Below are 21535 nucleotides of genomic sequence, written 5' to 3'. Positions count from 1 at the left end.
ACGTCGGGGAGCGTGACCCGAGGCCGCGCTCCCCGACGTCGTCAGTGGCTCAGCTGCAGGCTTCGAGCTCGGTGGGCGGGTTGAGCGAGGCGTCCGGGGTGAAGGAGTCGCCGACGTTCTCGGCGAGGATCCGCTCCCAGTCGCCGTCGGCGACCATCTTCTCGACCGCGGCGTTGATGTCCTCGCACAGGTCGGAGTCCTTGTTGAGGCCGATGCCGTAGCGCTCCTCGGAGAACGGGTTGCCGACGACCTTGAGCTGGCCCTCGTACTGCGGCTGGGCCGCGAAGCCGGCGAGGATGACGTCGTCGGTGGTGACGGCGTCGACGGTGCCGGCGATGAGCGACTCCACGCACTCGGAGTAGCCGACCGTCGGGAAGAGCTCCACGCCCTCGGCGTACTCCTCGCGGATGCGCTCGGCGGACGTGGAGCCCTCGACGGAGCACAGCACCTTGCCGTCCAGGGTGTCGGGTCCGGTGATCTCGGTGTCGTCGGCGCGCACGAGCAGGTCCTGGCCGGCGACGAAGTACGGGCCGGCGAAGGAGACGAGCTCCTTGCGGTCGTCGGTGATCGAGTAGGTCGCGAAGATCATGTCGACCTGGTTGTTCTGCAGCATGTTCTCGCGCTGGGCGGAGGGGGACTCGACGAAGGTGATCTGGTCCTCGGTGTAGCCGAGCTCGCCCGCCACGTACCGCGCGACGTCGACGTCGAAGCCGGTGAACTCGCTGCCCTCCTGGAGTCCGAGGCCGGGCTGGTCGAACTTGATGCCGATGGTGATGCCGTCACCACCGTTCGCGCCCTCGGTCGAGCCGCCGGTGGTCGCGTCGCCGCTCCCGCTGCCGCCGTCGTCGCTGCCGCAGGCGGCGAGCATGAGCGCGCCCGCCGCAGCCAGTGCCGCGATTCGGGTTCCTCGTGTGATTCTCATGGGTCTCCTTCGGTCGGTGCGGGTCAGTGGGTGAGGATCTTGCCGAGGAAGTCCTTGGCGCGGTCCGACTCGGGGGCGGTGAAGAACGTCTCGGGGTCCTTCTCCTCGACGATCTCGCCCTGGTCCATGAAGACGACGCGGTCCGCCGCCCTCCGTGCGAAGCCCATCTCGTGGGTGACGACGACCATCGTCATGCCCGAGCGTGCGAGCTCGGTCATGACGTCGAGGACCTCGTTGATCATCTCCGGGTCCAGCGCGGAGGTCGGCTCGTCGAAGAGCATGACCTTGGGCTGCATGGCCAGGGCGCGGGCGATCGCCACACGCTGCTGCTGGCCGCCGGAGAGCTGGGCGGGGAGCTTGGCGGCCTGGTCGGCCACCCCCACGCGACGCAGGAGGTCCATCGCGTGGTCCTTGGCCTCCTTGCTCTTCATGCCGCGGACCTTGATCGGGCCGAGGGTCACGTTGTCGAGGACCGACTTGTGGGCGAAGAGGTTGAAGGACTGGAAGACCATCCCGACGTCGGCCCGCAGCTTGGCGAGGGCCTTGCCCTCCTCGGGAAGCGGGGTCCCGTCGACGAGGATCTCGCCGGAGTCGATCGTCTCGAGCCGGTTGATCGTGCGGCACAGCGTCGACTTGCCCGACCCCGAGGGGCCGATGACGACGACGACCTCGCCGCGGTGCACGGTGAGGTTGATGGTCTTGAGGACGTGCAGGTCCCCGAAGTGCTTCTCGACTGCCCGCATCTCCACGAGAGGCTCGCTGGAGGGAGGGGGCATGGAGGTGCCCGGCTGAGTCATACGGGCAAACCTAACCGTAAGCAGTGGCGCAGGTCATGTTTTCCGGGGGCGTGAGGTCGGACAGTCCGGGCGGAACTAGACTTGCCAGACGATGAGTGCCACCGCCAGCGCACCCCGCACGTACGCCGTGCGCACCATGGGTTGCCAGATGAACGTCCACGACTCCGAGCGCCTCGCCGGGATGCTGGAGGACGCCGGCTACGTGCCGGCCGACCCCGCCTCCGACCCGCTCGTCACCGGCGCGGACGTCGTCGTCATCAACACGTGCTCGGTGCGCGAGAACGCCGCGACCAGGCTCTTCGGGAACCTCGGCCAGCTCGCCGCGGTCAAGCGCGGGCGGCCGGGCATGCAGATCGCCGTCGGCGGGTGCCTCGCCCAGCAGATGCGCGACGGCATCGTCGACAAGGCCCCGTGGGTCGACGTCGTGTTCGGCACCCACAACCTCGACGTCCTGCCGACCCTCCTCGAGCGCGCCCGGCACAACGCCGAGGCGCAGGTGGAGATCGAGGAGTCGCTCAAGGTCTTCCCCTCGACGCTGCCCACCAAGCGCGAGTCCGCCTACGCGGGCTGGGTGTCGATCTCCGTCGGCTGCAACAACACGTGCACCTTCTGCATCGTGCCCCACCTGCGCGGCAAGGAGCGCGACCGGCGCCCCGGTGACGTCCTCGCCGAGGTCGAGGCGGTCGTCGCCCAGGGCGCGATCGAGGTCACGCTGCTCGGGCAGAACGTCAACTCCTACGGCGTGAGCTTCGGTGACCGCGGCGCGTTCGCCAAGCTGCTGCGCGCCTGCGGGCAGGTCGAGGGCCTCGAGCGCGTGCGGTTCACCTCCCCGCACCCCGCTGCCTTCACCGACGACGTCATCGAGGCGATGGCCCAGACGCCGACGGTCATGCCCCAGCTGCACATGCCGCTGCAGTCCGGCTCGGACCGCATCCTGCGGGCGATGCGCCGCTCCTACCGCTCGGCCAAGTTCCTCGGCATCCTCGACCGCGTGCGCGCCGCCGTCCCCGATGCCGCGATCAGCACCGACATCATCGTCGGCTTCCCGGGGGAGACGGAGGAGGACTTCGCCCAGACCCTCGAGGTCGTCGAGGCCTCCCGGTTCGCCAGCGCCTTCACCTTCCAGTACTCCCCGCGCCCCGGTACCCCGGCCGCCGACCTCCCCGACCAGGTCCCGCCGGACGTCGTCGCCGACCGCTACCAGCGGCTCGTCGCCCTCCAGGAGCGGATCGGGACGCTGGAGAACGAGCGCCAGGTCGGGCGCACCGTCGAGGTGCTCGTCGCCGACGGCGAGGGCCGCAAGGACGGCGCGACGGCGAGGATCAGCGGCCGCGCCGCCGACAACAGGCTCGTCCACGTCGCCCTGCCCCCGGGCACCACCGAGCTGCCACGCCCCGGGGACATGGTCACCGCGACGGTGACCCACGGCGCCCCGCACCACCTCGTCGCCGACTCCCCGACGCTCGGCGGCACCTACGCCCTGCGCCGCACGCGCGCCGGGGACGCCTGGGAGCGCGCCCGCCGCGGCGACCACGACCACGGCGGCGGGGCGGCGCCCGCGCCCGGTGGCGCCGTCACCCTCGGCATGCCCTCGCTGCGCACCCGCTGACCGCGGGCGTGGGGACCCGCGGCTGGGGCCGGGGGACCGGGGCGACGTAGGCTGACGGCCGTGCCCCACCCCGTCCTCGCCGTCGTCGGGCCCACCGCGACGGGCAAGTCGGACCTCGCGCTCGACGTCGTCGACCTCCTCGGCGGCCCCGACGCCGCCGAGGTCGTCAACGCCGACGCGATGCAGCTCTACCGCGGCATGGACGTCGGCACCGCCAAGCTGCCGCCGGACCAGCGGCGCGGGGTGGCACACCACCAGCTCGACGTCCTGGACGTCACCCAGGAGGCGAACGTCGCCGCCTACCAGCGTGAGGCGCGCGCGGACGTCGCCGCCGTCCACGGCCGTGGCCGGCGCGCGGTCCTCGTCGGCGGCTCGGGGCTCTACGTGCGCGCCGCGCTGGACGAGCTCGACTTCCCCGGCACCGACCCGCAGGTCCGGGCCCGGCTGGAGGAGCGCGTCGAGCGTGAGGGGCCCGGCATCCTCCACGCCGAGCTCGCGGCCCGCGACCCGCAGGCGGCCGCGCGGATCCTGCCGGCCAACGCGCGCCGCGTCGTGCGGGCGCTGGAGGTCATCGAGCTCACCGGCCGCCCGTACTCGGCCTCGATGCCCGAGCACCGCTACCACCTGCCCGCCGTCCAGGTGGCGATCGCCGTCCCGCGCGAGGAGCTCGACCGCCGCATCGCGGCGCGCGCCCGTGCCATGCTCGACGGCGGCCTCCTCGAGGAGACCCGCGACCTCCTGGCCGCGGGGCTGGCCCAGGGGCGCACGGCCTCACGGGCCGTGGGCTACTCCCAGGCGGTGGCCGTCCTCGAGGGGCGGCTCGACGTCGACGAGGCGCACGAGGCCATCACCATCGCCACCCGCCAGCTCGCCCGGCGCCAGGAGAAGTGGTTCCGCCGCGACCCGCGCGTCCGGTGGCTGGAGCCCGGGCCGGACCTCGCGGCACGCGCGGCGCAGGCCTTCGTGGACGGGGCCGCGACCTGACCGGTCGCCGGACGTAGGCTCTCGCCATGCCTTCCCTCGCGGCCCTGTCCGGCCTGTCCCTCACCAAGGGGCACGCCACCGAGAACGACTTCCTCCTCCTCGCCGACCCCGACGGCGCTCGCGAGCTCGACGCCGCCGCGGTGGCCGCCCTGTGCGACCGGCGGGCCGGCATCGGGGCCGACGGCGTCGTGCGCGTCGTCCGCTCCCGTGCGTTCGCCGAGGCGGCCGAGGCCGCCGCGCACGGCGCGGAGTGGTTCATGGACTACCGCAACGCCGACGGCTCACCGGCCGAGATGTGCGGCAACGCCGCCCGGCTCGTCATCGCCTTCCTCGAGGACGAGGGCCTGCTGTCGCTCGCCGACGGCGAGCCCGTCCTCCTCGGCACCCGCGGCGGGGTGCGCTCGGTGTGGCGCAGCGGCGGGCTCTACACCGTCGACATGGGCCCGTGGGGGCTGCCCGGCGGTGCGGAGGCCGTCCGGCGCGGCTTCGACGTCGCCGTCCAGGCCACCGGGCTCGAGGGCACCCGCGCCGGACTGCGCGTCACCATGCCCAACCCGCACACCGTCGTCGCGCTGCCGGACGTCGCCGAGCTCGACGGCGCCGACCTCGGCCCGCTCGTCGCCGTCGACCCGCTGCCCCCGGAGGGGACCAACGTCGAGCTCGTCGTCCCCCTCGGGGAGACGACCCTCGACGGGGAGACGGCCGGCACGGTGCGCATGCGCGTGCAGGAGCGGGGGGCGGGGGAGACCCGCTCGTGCGGGACGGGCGCGTGCGCCGTCGCCGTCGCGCTCCACGCGTGGGGCGGGCAGGAGGCTCCCCGGCTGTGGCGGGTGCAGGTGCCCGGTGGGGAGCTGCTCGTGCGTCTGACCGACGACGGCCGCGCCCTGCTCACCGGTCCCGCGACGCTCGTCGCGCGCGTCACGCTCCGCTAGGGGCACTCGCCCCGGCCGGCGGGCGGTCAGGCCCGGTGCACGTCGAGCACCCGGAAGCCCTTCGAGCTCGACAGGCGCTCGGTCGGCAGCGCCAGCTCGGTCTCGATCCACCGGTGCAGGGAGTCGGCGCCGAGGTTCTTCCCGACGACGAGGTAGGCCCGGCCCTCGGGCGCGAGCCGGCCCAGCCACGTGCGCAGCAGCTCGTGCAGCGCCGGCTTGCCGATGCGGATCGGCGGGTTGGACCACAGCTCGGTGATCCCGTCGGGCAGCAGGTCCGCCGCCTCCTCGGGCGTGGCGACGACGACGTTGCGCAGGCCCAGGGCCGCGGCGTTGCGTGCCGTGAGGTCGCGTGCCCGCTCGTTGACGTCGACGGCGACCACCCGCGCGGCGGGGGAGGCCGCCGCCAGGGCGAGGGTCACCGGACCCCACCCGCAGCCGAGGTCGACGAGCGTGCCCGACGGCGCCGGGTCCGGCGCGGCCTCGAGCAGCACCCGGGTGCCGAGGTCGAGGCGGTCGCCGGAGAACACCCCGGCGGCCGTGGTCACCTGGACGCGCCTGCCGCGGAGCTCCACGGTCATCGTGCGGGTCTCCCCGGAGGAGGCCGGCTGGGCGGAGAAGTAGTGCTCGCTCACCCCAGAAACCTACCTCGCGGGGTGTGGATATCTGTTCGCAGCCGGCGCGCCTCCGTGGGACCCTTGGGGGAGTGGACGACGACTGGGAGAACATGGCAGAGCACGACGAGACCTCCGCACCGACCGACCCTGCGCACGACGTCGTGGCACGGGTGCTCGCACGGGCCGGCACGGCTGTGCAGGAGGACGCCGCCGACGGTCACGAGCTCGACGGCGAGCAGCTCGACCGCGAGGAGCGCTCGGCGCTGCGTCGCGTGGGCGGGCTGTCGACCGAGCTCGAGGACGTCACCGAGGTCGAGTACCGGCAGCTGCGCCTGGAGCGGGTCGTGCTCATCGGCGTGTGGTCCGGGCCGGACTCCGAGCTCGCCGAGGTCTCCCTGGCGGAGCTGGCGGCGCTCGCCGAGACGGCCGGCTCGGTCGTGCTCGACGCCGTGCTCCAGCGCCGCGCCTCGCCCGACCCGGCGACGTACTTCGGCTCGGGCAAGGCCGCCGAGCTCGCCGAGCTCGTCGCCGAGCTCGGCGCGGACACCGTCGTCGCGGACTCCGAGCTCAGCCCTTCCCAGCGGCGCGCCCTCGAGGACGTCGTCAAGGTCAAGGTCATCGACCGCACGGCCCTCATCCTCGACATCTTCGCCCAGCACGCGAAGTCCCGGGAGGGCAAGGCGCAGGTCGAGCTCGCCCAGCTCGAGTACCTGCTGCCGCGCCTGCGCGGCTGGGGTGAGTCGATGTCCCGGCAGGCAGGTGGCCGGGTCGCCGGCGGCGCGGGGATCGGCTCGCGCGGCCCCGGTGAGACGAAGATCGAGCTCGACCGGCGGCGGATCCGCACCCGCATGGCGCGGCTGCGTCGCCAGATCGCCCAGATGGCGCCCTCCCGGGAGACCAAGCGCGCCTCGCGTCACCGCGCCCACATCCCGTCGGTCGCGATCGCCGGCTACACGAACGCCGGCAAGTCCTCCCTGCTCAACCGGCTCACCGGCGCCGGCGTGCTCGTCGAGAACGCCCTGTTCGCCACCCTGGACCCCACGGTCCGCCGCGCCGAGACGCCCGACGGCCGGGTCTACACCCTGGCCGACACGGTCGGTTTCGTCCGCTCGCTGCCCCACCAGCTCGTCGAGGCGTTCCGCTCGACCCTCGAGGAGGTCGCCGAGGCGGACCTCGTCCTCCACGTCGTCGACGCCGCCCATCCCGACCCCGAGGGCCAGGTCAAGGCCGTGCGCGACGTCCTCGCCGACATCGAGGGCGTCGAGGAGATCCCCGAGGTCATCGTCCTCAACAAGGCCGACCTCGCCGACCCGGGCACGATCGCCGGGCTGCGCACCCGCTACCCCGGGGCCGTTGCGGTCTCGGCGCGCACCGGCGCGGGGATCGAGGAGCTGCGCGAGCGCATCGCCGAGCTGCTGCCGCGCCCGTCGGTCCGGGTCGAGGTGCTCGTGCCGTACTCGCGCGGCGACCTCGTCTCCCGGGCGCACAACAGCGGTGAGGTCATCGCCGAGGAGCACACGGGCACCGGCACCCGGCTCACCGCACTCGTCGACGAGGCGCTCGCGGCAGAGCTGGTCGCCGCCCACTCGGCGTGAGCACGACCGCGGAGCTGCTGCACGCCGCCGTCGAACGGCTCGGGGGCAAGGAACGCGACGGGCAGCTGACGATGGCGCGCGAGGTCGCCCGGACCCTGCGCGAGCCCGGTGCGCTCCTCGTCCAGGCCGGCACCGGCACGGGCAAGTCCCTCGGCTACCTCGTGCCCGTCCTCGCCCACGCCGTCGAGCACAACGAGCGGGCCGTCATCTCGACCGCCACCCTCGCCCTGCAGCGCCAGGTGCTCACCCACGACGTCCCGCTCGTCGCCGACGTCGTCGCCGCGTCCGGCCGGCCGCGCCCGAACGTCGCGCTGCTCAAGGGCTGGCACAACTACGTGTGCCGGCACAAGGTCGCGGGCGGCTACCCGGCGGACGACGAGCCGGGCCTGTTCGCCCTCGACGCCGCGACCGCCGACGCCGGCGGGGCGCCCGCCCGGGGGCCGCTCGCCGAGCAGGTGCTGCGGCTGCGCGAGTGGGCCGAGCAGACCGACTCGGGGGACCGTGACGACCTCGACTTCGCCGTCGGTGACCGCGCGTGGCGCCAGGTCTCGGTGACCAAGCTCGAGTGCCTCGGCGCGAGCTGTCCGATGCTCGAGGAGTGCTTCCCCGAGGCGGCGCGTCGCGCGGCGCACGAGGCCGACGTCGTCGTCACCAACCACGCGATGCTCGGCATCGCCGCCGCCGGGTCCTCCCGGGTGCTGCCCGAGCACGACGTGCTCGTCGTCGACGAGGCGCACGAGCTCGCCGAGCGGGTCACCGCGCAGTCGACCCTCGAGCTCTCCGCAGCCGTCGTCGACCGCACGGTGCGCCTGGCCCGCAAGCACGCCGGGGTGAGTGCCGAGTCGCTTGAGGCGGCGGGACGCGCGCTCGGCGCCTGGCTCGAGACCGCACCGGCGGGCCGGCTGCGCCGCGTGCCCGCCGAGCTCCTCGACGCCCTCACCCTCCTCGAGGCGGGCAGCCGCGAGGCGATGACCGCCCTGCGCGGTGACGGCGAGGCCGAGCCGGGCGGACGCCTCATGGCGCGCTCGGCCATGCTCGTCCTCCACGAGATCGCCGAGCGGCTCCTCGGCGACGGCGTCGCCCAGCGCCGCGAGGTGCTGTGGTGCGACCGCGGCCGCACCGGCTTCGAGTCCGCCCGGCTCCATCTCGCACCTCTCGACGTCGCCCGGCCGATCGCCACCGAGCTGCTCGCCGGACGCGCAGCAGTCCTCACCTCCGCCACCCTCGCGCTCGGCGGCACCTTCGACCCCGTGGCCCGCACGCTGGGCGTCTCCCTCCTCGACCACCTGGACGACGGCGACGACGCCGAGCGGCCGGTCCGGCGCACGGCCCCGGAGGGCGAGGAGGACGAGCCCGCCGTCACGCCGACGAGCGCCGGCACGAGGTGGCGGGGCATCGACGTCGGCTCACCGTTCGACTACGCCCGCCAGGGCATCCTCTACGTCGCCGGGCACCTGCCCGCGCCCGGCCGCGAGGGCCCGAGCGAGGAGGCGCAGCGCGAGCTCGTCGACCTCGTCCGCGCCTCCGGCGGAGGCGCGCTGGGCCTGTTCTCCTCCCGGCGCGCCGCGGAGGAGGCCGCCGACCTGCTGCGCGCCGAGCTCGACACCCCGGTCCTGTGCCAGGGGGAGGACCAGCTCGCCTCCCTCGTGCGGCGGTTCGCGCAGGACGAGGACGCCACGCTCGTCGGCACCCTGTCGCTGTGGCAGGGCGTGGACGTGCCCGGGCGCACCTGCCGGCTCGTCGTCATCGACCGCATCCCCTTCCCCCGCCCGGACGATCCCGTGCGCTCCGCGCGCTCGGAGGTCGTCGCGGCGTCCGGCGGCAACGGGTTCATGGCGGTCGCCGCCACCCACGCCGCCCTGCTCCTCGCGCAGGGAGCCGGCCGGCTCATCCGCTCGACCGGGGACCGGGGCGTGGTCGCCGTCCTCGACCCGCGGCTCGCCACGGCCCGCTACGGCTCCTTCCTGCGCCGCTCGATGCCACCGCTGTGGCCGACCACCGACGGTGAGGTCGCCCGCGGCGCGCTCCGCCGCCTGGGCGCGCAGCCCGCGACCAGGACCTAGGCTCGGGCAGGACGAAAGGGGTGGGCATGGTCAGAGGTAGCACCGTGGCGATCGTCGGAGCCGGGACGGTGGGGGCGACCCTCGCCTACGCCCTGCTCATGCGGGGCGCCGCGCAGCGCGTGGTCCTCTACGACGTCAACCGGGCCAAGGTCGAGGCGGAGGCGCTCGACCTGGCCCACGGCATCCAGTTCGTCCCACCCGCGCAGGTCGTCGGCTCGGACGACATCGAGGTGTGCCGGGACGCCGACGTCGTGGTCGTCACCGCGGGTGCCAAGCAGCAGCCGGGGCAGACGCGCCTCGACCTCGCCGCGAGCACCGTCTCCCTCATGCGCACCCTCGTCCCGGGCCTCACCGCCGTCGCCCCGGACGCCGTCTACCTCATGGTGACCAACCCCGTCGACATCGTCACGCAGGCGGCCCTGACGATCTCCGGGCTGCCGCGCGAGCAGCTCTTCGGGTCCGGCACCGTCCTGGACACCTCGCGCCTGCGCCACCGGATCGCCCAGGAGACGGGCATCGCGGCGAAGAACGTCCACGCCTACGTCGTCGGTGAGCACGGGGACTCCGAGCTCGTCCTCTGGAGCTCGGCGATGATCGGGGCGGTCCCGCTCCTGGACTGGAGCACCACGCACGCGCCGCGACTCGACGCGGACGCGCGGGCCGCCGTCGCGGAGGAGGTCGTCGCCGCGGCCTACCGGATCATCGCGGGCAAGGGTGCGACGAACTACGCCGTCGCGCTCGCTGCCGTCGAGATCATCCAGGCCGTGCTCCGCTCGGAGAACAGGGTGCTGCCCGTCTCCACGCTGCTCACCGACTACGTCGGGATCTCCGGGGTGTGCCTCTCGGTGCCCACCGTCGTGGGCGGCAGCGGTGCCGAGGAGCGCCTCGTGCTTCCGATGACGAGTGCCGAGCTCGCCGGCCTGCACGCCAGCGCCGAGCGGATCCGCTCGGTCGTGCGCGAGCTCGGCTTCTAGGCGCTCGCGCCCGCGAGGGTGGTGACCTCGGCCCAGGTGGCCCGCCGCACGGGCAGCCCGCGCTCGAGGTTCTCGCGCCGGGCGCGCTCGGTGCCCTCACCGGGGTAGCGCAGGTCCGCGCCGGCGGCGTGCAGCGAGGCGACGACGGCGTCGGCCACCCGCTCCTGCTCGTCGGGACCGCTGACGACGCCCGGGTCGAGGGCGAGGAAGAACTGGGTCTGGCCGCTCTCGCCCTCCGGGTCCGTGCCGAGCTCGTGGGTCGCGGCCCCGCCGGAGAGCATGGCGGCCCACGCGTCGAGGACGACGGCGAGCGCGAAGCCCTTCCAGCGCCCGACCGCGGCCGGGCGCCCGCTGTCGAGGACCGCGGCGGCGTCGTGCGTGAGGTCGCCCTCGGCGGTGAAGCCGCCGGGGATCGGGAGCCGCTCGCCGCGCTGGGCGTAGCCGGTGAGGACGCCGACGGAGAACTGGCTCAGCGCCATGTCGAGGACGAGCGGACCGGCGGGCCGGGGGACGGCGACGACGAGCGGGTTGTTGCCGACGACGGGCTCCTCCCCGGCGGCGGAGGTGTTGGCGATGGTGTTCGACCAGCACATCGCGAGGAGGCCAGCCTCGGCCGCCTGCCGGCCGTAGGTGCCGCCGCGCATCCAGTGGTTCGTGTTGCCGAGGGCGACGGCGCCGACCCCGTGCGTGCGGGCGAGGGCGACCGCGCGGTCCATCGCGGCCCAGGCGTTGAGGTTCCCGGGGCCGCGCCGTCCGTCCCACCGCTCGACAGCCCCGCTGCCGGCAGTCCGCTCCGGCGTGGCCGAGACGTCGACGAGGCCGGCGGCGACGGTGCGTGCGAAGCGGGGGAGGCGTTCGACGCCGTGGGAGTACACCCCGTCGCGGGTGGCCTCGACGAACAGCCGGGCGCACAGGTCGCCGCGCTCGCCGGTGAGCCCGAGCCGCCCGACCGCGGCGCGGACGACGCGGTGGACCTCCTCGAGCGGCAGGCGCAGCTCGCCGTCGGCCATCTACAGGCTGCGCAGGACCGAGACGACGCGCCCCAGGACCTGGGCGTGGTCGCCGTCGATGGGGGAGTAGGCCTCGTTGGCCGGGAGCAGCCACACGTGGCCGTCGCGGCGCTGGAGCGTCTTGATCGTGGCCTCCTCCCCCAGCAGGGCGGCGACGATCTCCCCGTTCTCCGCGACCGGCTGGCGGCGCACGACGACCCAGTCGCCGTCACAGATGGCGGCCTCGATCATCGAGTCGCCCTGGACCTTGAGGAGGAAGAGGTCCCCGTCCCCGACGAGCTGGCGCGGCAGCGGGAAGACGTCCTCGACCGTCTGCTCGGCGAGGATCGGGCCGCCGGCCGCGATGCGCCCGACGACGGGCACGAAGGTGGGCGCGGGGGCGTCGGTGCCGTCCTCCGGGCTGCCGAGCTGCTGCGGTCCGCGGACCTCGCTGCCGACGATCTCGATCGCCCGCGGGCGCTTGGGGTCGCGGCGCAGGTACCCCTTGCGCTCGAGGGCGGTGAGCTGGTGCTTGACCGACGACGGGCTGGTGAGCCCGACGAGGTGGCCGATCTCCCGCATGGTCGGGGGGTATCCGCGCTCGTCGACCGAGCGGCGGATCGTCTCGAGGACGAGACGCTGCCGCTCGGTGAGGGCGCCGTCGACAGGCTCACGCTCGGGGAGCTCGTGCACGGTCGCGCCGGGCCGCTCGTCCTGGTTCACGCCTCGTGCTCCTCGAATGTCAGTGGCTGGTGATGTGCTCGTGCTCGACAGCGTAGAAGGACCCACGGCCGATATCAAACATCTGTTCGACGGCGTGTCGACAGTGTCGGAGCCGCGTAGTACGGTGTCGCACAGATGTTCGACGAACAGGCGTTCGAAGGAGAGAGACGATGAGTGCACTGGCGATCCCCGTCCGGTCCGGCCCCGTCGGTGGCGTCCGCGCCGCCCGCCCGGCACCCCACCTCCGCCTCGTCGGGCCGGACTTCGTCCCGCCCGTCGCCGTCGTGGGGCCGACCGCCCGTCCCGCCGCCGGTCCCGCCGCGAGGCCCGCGATCCGCCTCTCGGCCCGCGGGCGCGTCGTGCGCGGGGCCCTCCTGCTCCTCACCTCACTCGCCCTGGCGATCGCGGGAGGTGCCTGGGTGGGCAGCGTCGCCTCGGAGGCCGGCACGTACACCGGTCCGGTCGAGCGCGTGAGCGTCGGCGCGGGGGACACCCTGTGGGCGATCGCCGCCACGTCGGCAGCGGAGGGGCAGGACGTGCGCGACGTCGTCGACGACATCATGCGCCTCAACGACCTGGGGTCCGGGGAGCTCGTCGTGGGGCAGCAGATCGTCGTCCCCGCGCCCTGAGCGATGTTGCACGTCCCGTTCGCGCGCCCGTACCGTGCACCTCAGCGGTGCCGCACGGTGGACCGCCCGAACGACGAGGAGCCTGGCGTGCACTGTCCGTTCTGCCGGAACGCCGACTCCAGGGTCATCGACTCGCGGACGGCCGACGACGGCTCGTCCATCCGCAGGCGGCGCGAGTGCACCGCGTGCCACCGGCGCTTCACGACGATCGAGACGTCGAGTCTCTCGGTGGTGAAGCGCTCGGGCGTCGTCGAGCCCTTCAGCCGCGCGAAGGTCATGGCCGGGGTGCGCAAGGCGTGCCAGGGCCGCCCGGTCTCCGACGACGACCTCGCGCTCCTGGCCCAGCAGGTCGAGGAGACCGTGCGCTCGGCCGGCGCCGCGCAGATCGACGCCGAGGAGGTCGGTCGCGCCATCCTCGGGCCGCTGCGCGCCCTCGACGAGGTCGCCTACCTCCGCTTCGCGAGCGTCTACTCCTCCTTCACCTCCCTGGACGACTTCGAGTCGGCGATCACCGCGCTGCGGGCCGAGCGCCCCGACCCGTCCCCCGGGCCCGAGGCGGACGGCTCGGCTAGTGTTGAGGCTGGCGAGCCCGGCTCGCGCTGACCACCGGTGACGGTGGCGGAGGGGAAGCCGCCACCGTCACCGGTTCCTCGTCTCTCGGGGCCTGCCCCTGGGACGGACCGCGCGCAGGGCTCCTCGCCCCGCGCGGGCCTGTCGGCCTCAGCGGGTGCGCGCCGCCCAGATGTTGATGCCGGCGTCGACGGCGTGCTCGTCGATGCGCGCGAGCTCCTCGTCGCTGAGCTCGAGGTTGTCCAGCGCCGCGAGCGTGTCGTCCAGCTGTGCGACGCTCGAGGCGCCGACGAGGGCGGTCGTCACGCGCGGGTCGCGCAGCACCCACACGATGGCGAGCTGGGCGAGCGTCTGACCGCGCTCGGCCGCGATGTCGGCGAGTGCCCGGATGTGCCCGATGCTCTCCTCGGTGAGGAACTCCCGGCGCAGCGAGCCGTCGCGCGCCGCGCGCGAGTCCTGCGGCACGCCGTCGAGGTAGCGGCCGGTGAGCATGCCCTGGGCGAGCGGGGAGAAGACGACGTTGCCCATCCCGGCCTCCGCGGTGACGTCCAGCGCGCTCGGGCTGCCCTCCTCGACCCAGCGGTTGAGCATCGAGTACGAGGGCTGGTGGACGAGCAGCGTGAGGCCGATCTCCCGCGCGACCTCGACGGCCTGTGCGGCCCGCTCGGCGGTGTAGGAGGAGATGCCCGCGTAGAGCGCGCGGCCGGAGTCGACGGCGGTCTTCAGTGCGCCCATCGTCTCGTGCAGCGGGGTCGTCGGGTCGTCGCGGTGGGAGTAGAAGATGTCGACGTAGTCCTGCCCGAGGCGACGCAGCGAGGCGTCGAGGGAGGAGAGGAGGTACTTGCGCGAGCCCCACTCGCCGTACGGCCCCGGCCACATGCGGTAGCCGGCCTTGGAGGAGATGACGAGCTCGTCGCGGTAGGGCGCGAGGTCGGTGGCGAGCAGCCGGCCGAAGAACGACTCGGCCGCGCCCGGGGGCGGGCCGTAGTTGTTCGCGAGGTCGATGTGGGTGACGCCGCGGTCGAAGGCGTGCAGGACGATCTCCCGCTGCGTGTCCTCGGACTTGTCGTGCCCGAAGTTCTGCCACAGGCCGAGTGCGATCGCCGGCAGGTCCAGGCCGCTGCGTCCGCAGCGGCGGTAGATCATGGAGTCGTAGCGGTCACCCGCGGGCAGGTAGCTCATGGCTCCCCACCGTAGTCGGCTCAGACCTCGGTCTGCCCAGCAGGCAGGACACGCAGCCGGATGGTGTCGGGGACCTCGTCCAGCGCCTGGCGGGCCTCGTCGGGCAGGTCGCCGCCGATGTCGGTGATGACGTAGCCCAGGTCGCCCGAGGTGCCGAGGATCTGCCCCTCGATGTTCGCCCCGCTCTCCGCGAACGCCTGGTTGACCAGCGCCAGCGCACCGGGGGTGTTGCGGTGCAGGTAGGCCACCCGGTGGCGGGCGGCGGGCGCCGGGTCGAGGGCGAGCGGGGGGACGTTGACGCTCATCGTCGTCGTGCCGTCCAGGACGTAGCGGGCGAGCTTGTTCGAGACGAACGCGCCGATGCCCTCCTGCGCCTCCTCGGTCGACCCGCCGACGTGCGGGGTGAGGATGACGTTGGGCAGGCCGCGCAGCTCGGAGTCGAACGGGTCACCGGTGCGCATCGGCTCGTCGGCGAAGACGTCGACTGCGGCGCCGACGATCTTGCCCGAGAGGACGTGCTCGCGCAGCGCGCTGTAGTCGACGACGAAGCCGCGCGAGAGGTTGAGGAAGATCGAGCCGGGCCGCATCCGGTCGAACTGCTCGGGGCCGAACATCCCCGCGTTCCCCGGCCGACCGTCGACGTGGAGGGTGACGACGTCGGAGACGTCGAGCAGCTCGTCCAGGCTGCCCATGCGCCGTGCGTTGCCCAGCGCGAGCTTCTCGGCCATGTCGTAGAAGACCACCCGCATGCCCAGCGCCTCGGCGAGGACGGACAGCTGCGTGCCGATGTTGCCGTAGCCGACGATGCCGAGCGTGCGCCCGCGCACCTCGTGCGCGCCGGCCGCGCTCTTGAGCCAGGTCCCGGCGTGCAGGGCGTCGTCGACGACGGTGAGGCGCCGGCTGAGCGCGACGATCTCCCCGAGCGCGAGCTCGACGACCGAGCGCGTGTTGGAGAACGGGGCGTTGAACACGGCCACGCCGCGGTGGGCCGCGAAGCGCAGGTCGATCTGGTTCGTCCCGATGGCGAAGGAGCCGATGACGAGGAGGTCCGGCGCAGCCTCGAGCACCCGGCGGCTCACCGTCGTCTTGGACCGGATGCCGAGGACCTGGACGCCGTCCAGGGCCGCGATGAGCTCGTCCTCGCCCATCGCGCCGGGGTGGCGGCGGACCTCGAGGCCGGCGGCCTCCAGGGCGAGGTCGGCGTTCGGGTGGGGGTTCTCCAGCAGCAGTGCGCGCACGGACCTTATGTTCTCGCACCGGGCCCCGAAGGGGGAAACCGATCCGCCAACCGGACGGCTACGCCTCGAACCCCTCCGGCAGCGGGGCGCGGTGGACGACGTGCAGGCGGCGGGTCGGCCGGGTCATCGCGACGTACAGGTCGCCGGGTCCGCCACGGGCGATCTCGGCCGGCTCGACGAGCACGACGACGTCGAACTCCAGGCCCTTGGCCGCGACGGCGTCCAGGACGACGACGGGCGCCCCGAGGAGGTCCCCACCGGGCGCCTCGAGCTTCCCCGCCAGCCGGTCGGCGAGCGCGGCCCGCGTCGCGGCGACCCTGCCGGGTGCAGTGATCACCGCGACCCGTCCCGCGCCGAGCGCGGCGTGCTCCGCGGCGACGACGTCGACGAGGTCGGCCTCGCCCGCCAGGCGCGTCGTGCGCAGCGAGCCGGGCACCTCGCGGGCCGAGCGGGCGGGCGCCGCGTGCGCCCCGCCGGCGGCGCGCAGGACGCGCACGGCGGCGCGCATGACCTCGGCGGGCGTGCGGTAGTTGATCGTCAGGGCCGCCGTGCGCACGTGCTCGTGCGCCGCGGTCCCGAGCAGCTCGCGCCAGCTGCGGGCGGGGGTGTGGCCCGAACGCTGGTCGAGGTCGCCGACGAGCGTCATCGAGCGGGCCGGGTTGCGCCGCAGCAGCGCGCGCCACGCCATCGGCGACAGCTCCTGCGCCTCGTCGACGACGATGTGGCCGTAGGTCCACTCCCGGTCCGCGGCCGCCCGCTCGGCGACCGACAGGCTCGCCTCCGGCGCGGCGAACCGCGCGGCGAGGGTCTGGGCGTCGACGAGGCCGCCGCCGAGGCCGTCCTCACGGATGGCGTGCTCGGCGTAGGCCACCGCGGCTGCCTGCTCGGCCTCGCGGGCGACGCGCGCCCGCTCCTGCTGCGGGTTCTCCAGGTGCCCGAGGAGGACGGCGAGCTCGTCGAGGAGCGGCAGGTCGGCGGGGGTCCACGGGGCGTCGGCGGGCCGGCGGAGCAGGCGGCGCTCCTGGACGGTGAGCCCGCGGGCGTGGCGGGCGAGCAGCTCGGGGTCGGCGTAGAGCCGCCGCAGCAGCTGCTCGGGCGTCGTGGGCATCCAGCGCAGGTTGATCTCGCGGCGGGCGTCGCGCGAATCGCGCACCGACTGCAGGAGGTAGCCGTGCTCGGACTCCAGGTCCAGGCCCTTGTCCTCGGCCCAGCGGCGTACGACGGCCTCGAGCACCGCCGTCGCGTAGGTGCGCCGGGCGATGTTGTGCGGCCGGCCGCTGCGTCGGGCGCGCTCCTGCGCGGAGCGCACGTCGTCCGGCTCGAGGAGCACCTGCTCGCCGTCGACGTCGAGGACGACGGGCTCGGCGAGGCGGCGCGGGATGCCCCGCACGGCGCTGCGCAGGACCTGGGCCATGACCGGCCGGCCCTTGAGCGCGGCGACCGCCTCGGGCTCGGTGCCGGTGACCGGGACGTCGGCGAGCAGGTCGCCGAGCGTGGTGGCGACGACGCCGCTCTCACCGAGGGAGGGGAGGACCTGCTCGATGTAGCGCAGGAAGACCCGGCTCGGCCCGACGACGAGCACCCCGGAGCGCTCGAGGCGCTCGCGGTGGGTGTAGAGGAGGTAGGCGGCGCGGTGGAGCGCGACGGCGGTCTTGCCCGTGCCCGGCCCGCCCTCGACGACGAGGACGCCGTCGACGTCGGAGCGGATGATCTCGTCCTGCTCGGCCTGGATCGTGGCGACGATGTCGTTCATCCGGCCCTCGCGGGCTGCGGACATCGCGGCGAACAGGGCGCCCTCGCCGGTGAGGCCCTCGACGTCGGCGGCCGTGTCGAGCAGCTCGTCCTCCACGCCGGTGACCTGGCGGCCGCGGGTCATGAGGTGGCGGCGCAGCACGACCTCACCGCGCTGGGCGGCGGTCGCCTGGTAGAAGGGGCGGGCGGCCGGCGCGCGCCAGTCGATGAGGAGCGACTCCTGCTCGTCGTCGGCGATGCCGATGCGCCCGATGTACCGGCGCGACTCGTCCTGCAGGTCGAGGCGGCCGAAGACGAGCCGGTTCTCCACCTGCTCGAGCCGCGCGAGCGTCTCCTCGTAGTGGGTGGCGAACGCGTCGCGCTCGGACCGGTTCTGCGGTGTCCCCGACGCGCCCTGTCGGCGGACGTCGGCCAGGCGGTCGCGGTAGCGGCGCCGAAGGGCGTCGAGGCGCGCGTACACATGGTCGACGAACTCCTGGTCCGCCTGCCACGGAACCCGCGTCGCGTTCGGCTGCGCCACGTTCCATCCCCTCTCGATCGGCTGACCATTATCTACGATCCCGGCGACCGACGTGGCGTGTCCGGGGCGCGACTCCGTCTGCGTACGATGTCCCGACCGACGAGAGGACCCCCCACAGTGACGGACACCGAGGCGCGCGCCGGCACGCTCCACCTGCTCCTCGTCGAGGACGACGACGGGGACGCCGTCCTCGTCGAGGAGCTGCTGAGCGACGCCGGCCTGGAGACCGAGGTCACCCGGGCGTGGAGCCTGGAGGCCGCGGTCGACGCCCTCGCCTTCCCGGTCGACTGCATCCTGCTCGACCTCGGGCTGCCCGACGCCACGGGCTTCGACGCACTCGTGCGGCTGCGTGACGCCTCGGACGCGGCGCTCGTCGTCCTCACCGGCCTCGACGACGCCGAGCGCGGCCTCGAGGCCGTCGCCGCCGGCGCGCAGGACTACCTCGTCAAGGGCTCGGTGGACGGGGAGGCGCTCGGCCGGGCGGTGCGCTACGCCGTCGAGCGGCGCCGTGGCGACCGGGACCGGCGCAGCCAGGAGGCGCTGCGCGCCCGCGCCGAGGAGGTCGCCGAGCTCGCGCTGCGGATGCGGCCCGAGCCGCACGTGCCCTCCTCGCCGGTGCGGGTGCTCGTGCGTGACTCCGACGAGCACGCCCTGAGCACCCAGCTGTGCGACGTCGTCGAGCGTCCCGACGGCAGTGTCCTCGCGGTCATCGGCACCGTGGAGGGCAGCGGCACGGGCGCCGCGGCCGTCGCGGCCACGGTACGCGCGGCCTTCCGTGGGCTCGCGCTCAGCACGCTGGCCGCCGTCGAGGTCCTCGACTCCCTCGACCACCTCGTGCGCACCCACGGGGCGGTGGTCCGCGCCGCTCTCGTCGAGCTCGTTCCGGGCACCCGCCACACCGCGGTGTGCCACCTCGCCGGCCACCACGCCCCGCTCGCGATGAGCCCCGGCGCGGCCGAGCCGCTCGCGACGACCGCCCAGGGAGAGCCGCTGGGTCGCGGACCGTGCCCCCGGCCCACCCTCACCACCGACGTCGGTGACCAGGAGCGGCTCCTCCTCCTCCACGACGCCGTCCTCGCCCAGAGCGGCGCCCGCTCGGGCCAGGGCTTCGCCACCGTCCTGGACGCCGCCAGCAAGGGCTGGGGCGACGACCACGCGATCGCCGGCACCGTCGAGCGGGTCGTGCGGGCCTACGGCCCGAACCGCGCGGCCACCCAGTTCGTCCTCCTCGGCTGGTCCCCGGCGTGAGCGCACCCCGTATGGCCTGGTCGCTGCGCGGGCGGCTGCGGGTCGCCGTGCTCAGCGCCGCGGCGCTCCTCACGGTGACGCTCGTCGTCGCGGTCGTCGCCTTCGGCCAGCTCGTCCGCTACCAGGACACCGTGACCCGGCTGCTGTTCACCGCCGTCGTCGACCTGCAGGACCTGCAGTCCGAGATCGTCGACGCCGAGGCCGCCCTGCGTGCCTTCGCCCTCAGCGGCGACGAGGAGATGCTCACGGGCTACACCCAGCTGCCCTACGGGCGGGCGGACGACGTGCGGTCGGTCATCGGCGAGGTCCTCCCCGACGACGCCCGGCTCCACGCCCACTTCGACCAGCTGGCCGGGGCGGTCGACGCGTGGCGCGTGGAGCATGCCGAGCCCGTCGTCGCCGCCACCCGCGACGGCGCCTCGGTCGCCGCGGACTGGGATGCCACCGGGGTCGAGCGGTACTCCGAGGTGCGTCTGGAGCTCGCGGAGACCCTCGAGGCGCTCGTCGAGTACCGCAACGAGACCGCCGCGACGATGCGCGACTGGCAGCGGATCCTCGTCGGCTCGGTCGTCGCCCTCAGCGGGCTCGGTGTCGCCTCCGGGGTCATGCTCTGGCGCTACCTGCGTCGCTGGGTCACCGAGCCGCTCGACGACCTCGCCGTCTCCAGCCGTGCGGTGGCCCAGGGGGACCTCGACAGCCCCGTCGTCGGCGGAGGGCCGCGCGAGATCGTCATGCTCGCCGACGACGTCGAGTCCATGCGCCGCCGGCTCGTGGCGGAGATCGCCACCGCCGAGCAGGCGCAGGCCGAGCTGCGCGCCTCCAACCGCGACCTCGAGCAGTTCGCCTACGTCGCCTCGCACGACCTGCAGGAGCCGCTGCGCAAGGTGGCCTCCTTCACCCAGCTGCTCGAGCGGCGCTACGGCGACCAGCTCGACGAGCGCGGCCACCAGTACATCGCGTTCGCCTCCGACGGTGCGCGTCGCATGCAGCGCCTCATCCAGGACCTCCTCGCCTTCTCCCGGCTCGGCCGGGTGGAGGAGGACCCGGCGCCCGTCGTCGTCGGCGACTGCCTGGCCGAGGCGCTGGACAACCTCTCCGAGCTCCTCGAGGAGACCGGCGCGGTCGTCACCTCCGACCCGCTGCCCGAGGTCGTGGGCCACGCCGGCCTCATCACCCAGCTGTTGCAGAACCTCGTCGGCAACGCGGTGAAGTTCCGCCGCCCCGACATGGCGCCGAGGGTGCACGTCACCGCCGAGCGCGTGGGGGAGGACTGGGAGTTCCGGTGCAGCGACAACGGGATCGGCATCGAGCCGCGACACGCGGAGCGCGTCTTCGCGATCTTCCAGCGGCTGCACGCCAAGGACGCCTACAGCGGCACGGGGATCGGGCTGGCGATGTGCAAGCGGATCGTCGAGTACCACGGCGGGCGGATCTGGATCCTCCACCAGGACCCGAGCGAGGGCACGACCGTGTGCTGGACGCTGCCCGCCCAGCCCCAGCGCTGGCTCGTGCGGGTGGACCGCACGGCGGAGGCACCGGCAGACCCTAGGATCGACGGCGGGGACGCACCGCGCGGACCGGAGCAGGAGAAGGTGCAGACGTGAGTGACATGATCGAGGTCCTGCTGGTCGAGGACGACCCGGGCGACGTCCTCATGACCGAGGAGGCGTTCGCCGAGTACAAGGTCGCCAACCGGCTCACGGTCGTGGCCGACGGTGAGTCCGCCATGCGCTACCTGCGCAAGGAGGGTGAGCACGCCGGCGCCGCAACACCCGACCTCGTCCTCCTCGACCTCAACCTGCCGCGGATGGACGGGCGTGAGGTCCTCGCCGAGCTCAAGGAGCACCCCGAGCTGCGCCGCATCCCCGTCGTCGTCCTCACGACCTCGGAGGCGGAGGAGGACATCCTGCGCTCCTACAACCTCCACGCCAACGCCTACGTGACCAAGCCGGTGGACTTCGAGCGGTTCATCTCGGTGGTCCGCAAGATCGACGAGTTCTTCGTCTCGGTCGTGCGACTGCCCAAGCGCTGACCGACCGGCCGGGAATGCCGGCCCCTCGCCCGGCGTTCCACAACGCAGGACCGACGTGGAGGAGGCAGACGGTGGTTGACCTGTACGACGTGCATCCCGAGGCGGGCGACGTGCACGCCCGCGTGCTCGTCAACGCGCTCACCGGGGCGATGGATGCGGGGC

Annotated in this window: 19 protein-coding genes; 11 read left to right on the top strand and 8 right to left on the bottom strand. The window is 74.0% G+C overall.

Annotated features, from left to right (window positions below; translation table 11 throughout):
* Positions 1-49: 49 nt before the first annotated feature.
* Together FHE66_RS14030 and FHE66_RS14025 are read right to left on the bottom strand one after the other, a co-directional pair.
* On the bottom strand, positions 50-922 hold the full coding sequence (locus FHE66_RS14030; protein ID WP_139073583.1) for a glutamate ABC transporter substrate-binding protein: 873 nt from the start codon (positions 920-922) through the stop codon (positions 50-52).
* 23 nt (positions 923-945) lie between these two features.
* Positions 946-1698, bottom strand: a complete 753-nt coding sequence (locus FHE66_RS14025) for an amino acid ABC transporter ATP-binding protein (protein ID WP_168202772.1) — start codon at positions 1696-1698, stop codon at positions 946-948.
* A gap of 112 nt (positions 1699-1810) precedes the next feature.
* On the opposite strand from FHE66_RS14025, the gene miaB reads away from it, so the two are divergent.
* From miaB to dapF, 3 genes are read left to right on the top strand one after another with little or no spacing between them, the layout of a single operon-like run.
* Complete coding sequence (gene miaB, locus FHE66_RS14020; RefSeq protein WP_139073582.1) at positions 1811-3328, top strand: tRNA (N6-isopentenyl adenosine(37)-C2)-methylthiotransferase MiaB; 1518 nt, start codon at positions 1811-1813, stop codon at positions 3326-3328.
* 60 nt (positions 3329-3388) lie between these two features.
* Positions 3389-4312: a tRNA (adenosine(37)-N6)-dimethylallyltransferase MiaA gene (gene miaA, locus FHE66_RS14015; protein WP_139073581.1), complete on the top strand. Its 924-nt coding sequence runs from the start codon at positions 3389-3391 to the stop codon at positions 4310-4312.
* A gap of 26 nt (positions 4313-4338) precedes the next feature.
* Positions 4339-5244: a diaminopimelate epimerase gene (gene dapF, locus FHE66_RS14010; RefSeq protein ID WP_139073580.1), complete on the top strand. Its 906-nt coding sequence runs from the start codon at positions 4339-4341 to the stop codon at positions 5242-5244.
* Between the two features lie 26 nt (positions 5245-5270).
* On the opposite strand, the gene FHE66_RS14005 is transcribed toward dapF, so the two are convergent.
* Complete coding sequence (locus tag FHE66_RS14005; protein ID WP_255303756.1) at positions 5271-5876, bottom strand: class I SAM-dependent methyltransferase; 606 nt, start codon at positions 5874-5876, stop codon at positions 5271-5273.
* Between the two features lie 92 nt (positions 5877-5968).
* Between FHE66_RS14005 and hflX the strand changes: the two genes are divergently transcribed.
* The 3 genes from hflX (at position 5969) to FHE66_RS13990 (ending at position 10490) form a co-directional block, all read left to right on the top strand.
* Positions 5969-7453, top strand: a complete 1485-nt coding sequence (gene hflX, locus FHE66_RS14000; protein WP_139073670.1) for a GTPase HflX — start codon at positions 5969-5971, stop codon at positions 7451-7453.
* Positions 7454-7524: 71 nt separating this feature from the next.
* Positions 7525-9516 (top strand): ATP-dependent DNA helicase, encoded by a 1992-nt coding sequence (locus FHE66_RS13995; protein ID WP_139073668.1) that lies wholly within the window; start codon positions 7525-7527, stop codon positions 9514-9516.
* Between the two features lie 26 nt (positions 9517-9542).
* Positions 9543-10490, top strand: coding sequence for an L-lactate dehydrogenase (locus tag FHE66_RS13990; RefSeq protein ID WP_139073579.1), 948 nt, complete (start codon positions 9543-9545; stop codon positions 10488-10490).
* Here FHE66_RS13990 and FHE66_RS13985 read toward each other — a convergent pair.
* Both FHE66_RS13985 and lexA read right to left on the bottom strand, forming a co-directional pair.
* The gene (locus FHE66_RS13985) at positions 10487-11500 is read right to left on the bottom strand and encodes an Ldh family oxidoreductase (RefSeq protein WP_139073578.1); all 1014 of its coding nucleotides are present in this window, start codon (positions 11498-11500) and stop codon (positions 10487-10489) included. The genes FHE66_RS13990 and FHE66_RS13985 overlap by 4 nt on opposite strands.
* Positions 11501-12172 (bottom strand): transcriptional repressor LexA, encoded by a 672-nt coding sequence (lexA, locus tag FHE66_RS13980; protein WP_230976601.1) that lies wholly within the window; start codon positions 12170-12172, stop codon positions 11501-11503.
* A 200-nt stretch (positions 12173-12372) separates the two neighbouring features.
* Here lexA and FHE66_RS13975 point away from each other — a divergent pair, with 200 nt between their 5' ends.
* A complete protein-coding gene (locus FHE66_RS13975) occupies positions 12373-12831 on the top strand; it encodes a LysM peptidoglycan-binding domain-containing protein (RefSeq protein WP_139073576.1) in 459 nt (152 codons plus the stop codon).
* Positions 12832-12918: 87 nt separating this feature from the next.
* On the top strand, positions 12919-13434 hold the full coding sequence (gene nrdR / locus FHE66_RS13970) for a transcriptional regulator NrdR (RefSeq protein WP_139073575.1): 516 nt from the start codon (positions 12919-12921) through the stop codon (positions 13432-13434).
* Positions 13435-13551: 117 nt separating this feature from the next.
* Here the strand turns inward: nrdR and mgrA are convergent, their stop codons facing one another.
* From mgrA to FHE66_RS15660, 3 genes are read right to left on the bottom strand one after another with little or no spacing between them, the layout of a single operon-like run.
* Positions 13552-14583: an L-glyceraldehyde 3-phosphate reductase gene (gene mgrA / locus FHE66_RS13965; protein ID WP_139073574.1), complete on the bottom strand. Its 1032-nt coding sequence runs from the start codon at positions 14581-14583 to the stop codon at positions 13552-13554.
* 20 nt (positions 14584-14603) lie between these two features.
* A complete protein-coding gene (gene serA / locus FHE66_RS13960) occupies positions 14604-15821 on the bottom strand; it encodes a phosphoglycerate dehydrogenase (protein ID WP_139073573.1) in 1218 nt (405 codons plus the stop codon).
* Between the two features lie 58 nt (positions 15822-15879).
* Complete coding sequence (locus FHE66_RS15660) at positions 15880-18093, bottom strand: UvrD-helicase domain-containing protein (RefSeq protein WP_176554790.1); 2214 nt, start codon at positions 18091-18093, stop codon at positions 15880-15882.
* Positions 18094-18210: 117 nt separating this feature from the next.
* On the opposite strand from FHE66_RS15660, the gene FHE66_RS13950 reads away from it, so the two are divergent.
* Genes FHE66_RS13950 through FHE66_RS13940 form a run of 3 tightly spaced genes read left to right on the top strand, consistent with a single transcriptional unit; the run spans position 18211 to position 21373 of the window.
* Positions 18211-19341 (top strand): SpoIIE family protein phosphatase, encoded by a 1131-nt coding sequence (locus FHE66_RS13950; RefSeq protein WP_168202655.1) that lies wholly within the window; start codon positions 18211-18213, stop codon positions 19339-19341.
* The gene (locus FHE66_RS13945) at positions 19338-20945 is read left to right on the top strand and encodes an ATP-binding protein (protein WP_255303754.1); all 1608 of its coding nucleotides are present in this window, start codon (positions 19338-19340) and stop codon (positions 20943-20945) included. Before FHE66_RS13950 ends, FHE66_RS13945 begins: the two co-directional genes overlap by 4 nt.
* 5 nt (positions 20946-20950) lie before the next feature.
* A complete protein-coding gene (locus FHE66_RS13940) occupies positions 20951-21373 on the top strand; it encodes a response regulator (protein WP_139073666.1) in 423 nt (140 codons plus the stop codon).
* Positions 21374-21535: the final 162 nt, after the last annotated feature.

This window comes from Georgenia sp. 311, assembly GCF_006151955.1.
Taxonomy (GTDB): Bacteria; Actinomycetota; Actinomycetes; order Actinomycetales; family Actinomycetaceae; genus Oceanitalea; species Oceanitalea wutianyii.
Note: the sequence above shows the minus strand (reverse complement) of the source record. Positions and strands in the feature narration are given on the sequence as shown.

Coding starts and splice junctions, on each gene's coding strand:
- dapF (WP_139073580.1), top strand. CDS start 4,339: ATGCCTTCCCTCGCGGCCCTGTCCGGCCTGTCCCTCACCAAGGGGCAC.
- FHE66_RS13940 (WP_139073666.1), top strand. CDS start 20,951: ATGATCGAGGTCCTGCTGGTCGAGGACGACCCGGGCGACGTCCTCATG.
- FHE66_RS14025 (WP_168202772.1), bottom strand. CDS start 1,698: ATGCCCCCTCCCTCCAGCGAGCCTCTCGTGGAGATGCGGGCAGTCGAG.
- FHE66_RS13995 (WP_139073668.1), top strand. CDS start 7,525: ATGGCGCGCGAGGTCGCCCGGACCCTGCGCGAGCCCGGTGCGCTCCTC.
- hflX (WP_139073670.1), top strand. CDS start 5,969: ATGGCAGAGCACGACGAGACCTCCGCACCGACCGACCCTGCGCACGAC.
- mgrA (WP_139073574.1), bottom strand. CDS start 14,583: ATGAGCTACCTGCCCGCGGGTGACCGCTACGACTCCATGATCTACCGC.
- FHE66_RS13990 (WP_139073579.1), top strand. CDS start 9,543: ATGGTCAGAGGTAGCACCGTGGCGATCGTCGGAGCCGGGACGGTGGGG.
- FHE66_RS13975 (WP_139073576.1), top strand. CDS start 12,373: ATGAGTGCACTGGCGATCCCCGTCCGGTCCGGCCCCGTCGGTGGCGTC.
- FHE66_RS13985 (WP_139073578.1), bottom strand. CDS start 11,500: ATGGCCGACGGCGAGCTGCGCCTGCCGCTCGAGGAGGTCCACCGCGTC.
- FHE66_RS14030 (WP_139073583.1), bottom strand. CDS start 922: ATGAGAATCACACGAGGAACCCGAATCGCGGCACTGGCTGCGGCGGGC.
- miaB (WP_139073582.1), top strand. CDS start 1,811: ATGAGTGCCACCGCCAGCGCACCCCGCACGTACGCCGTGCGCACCATG.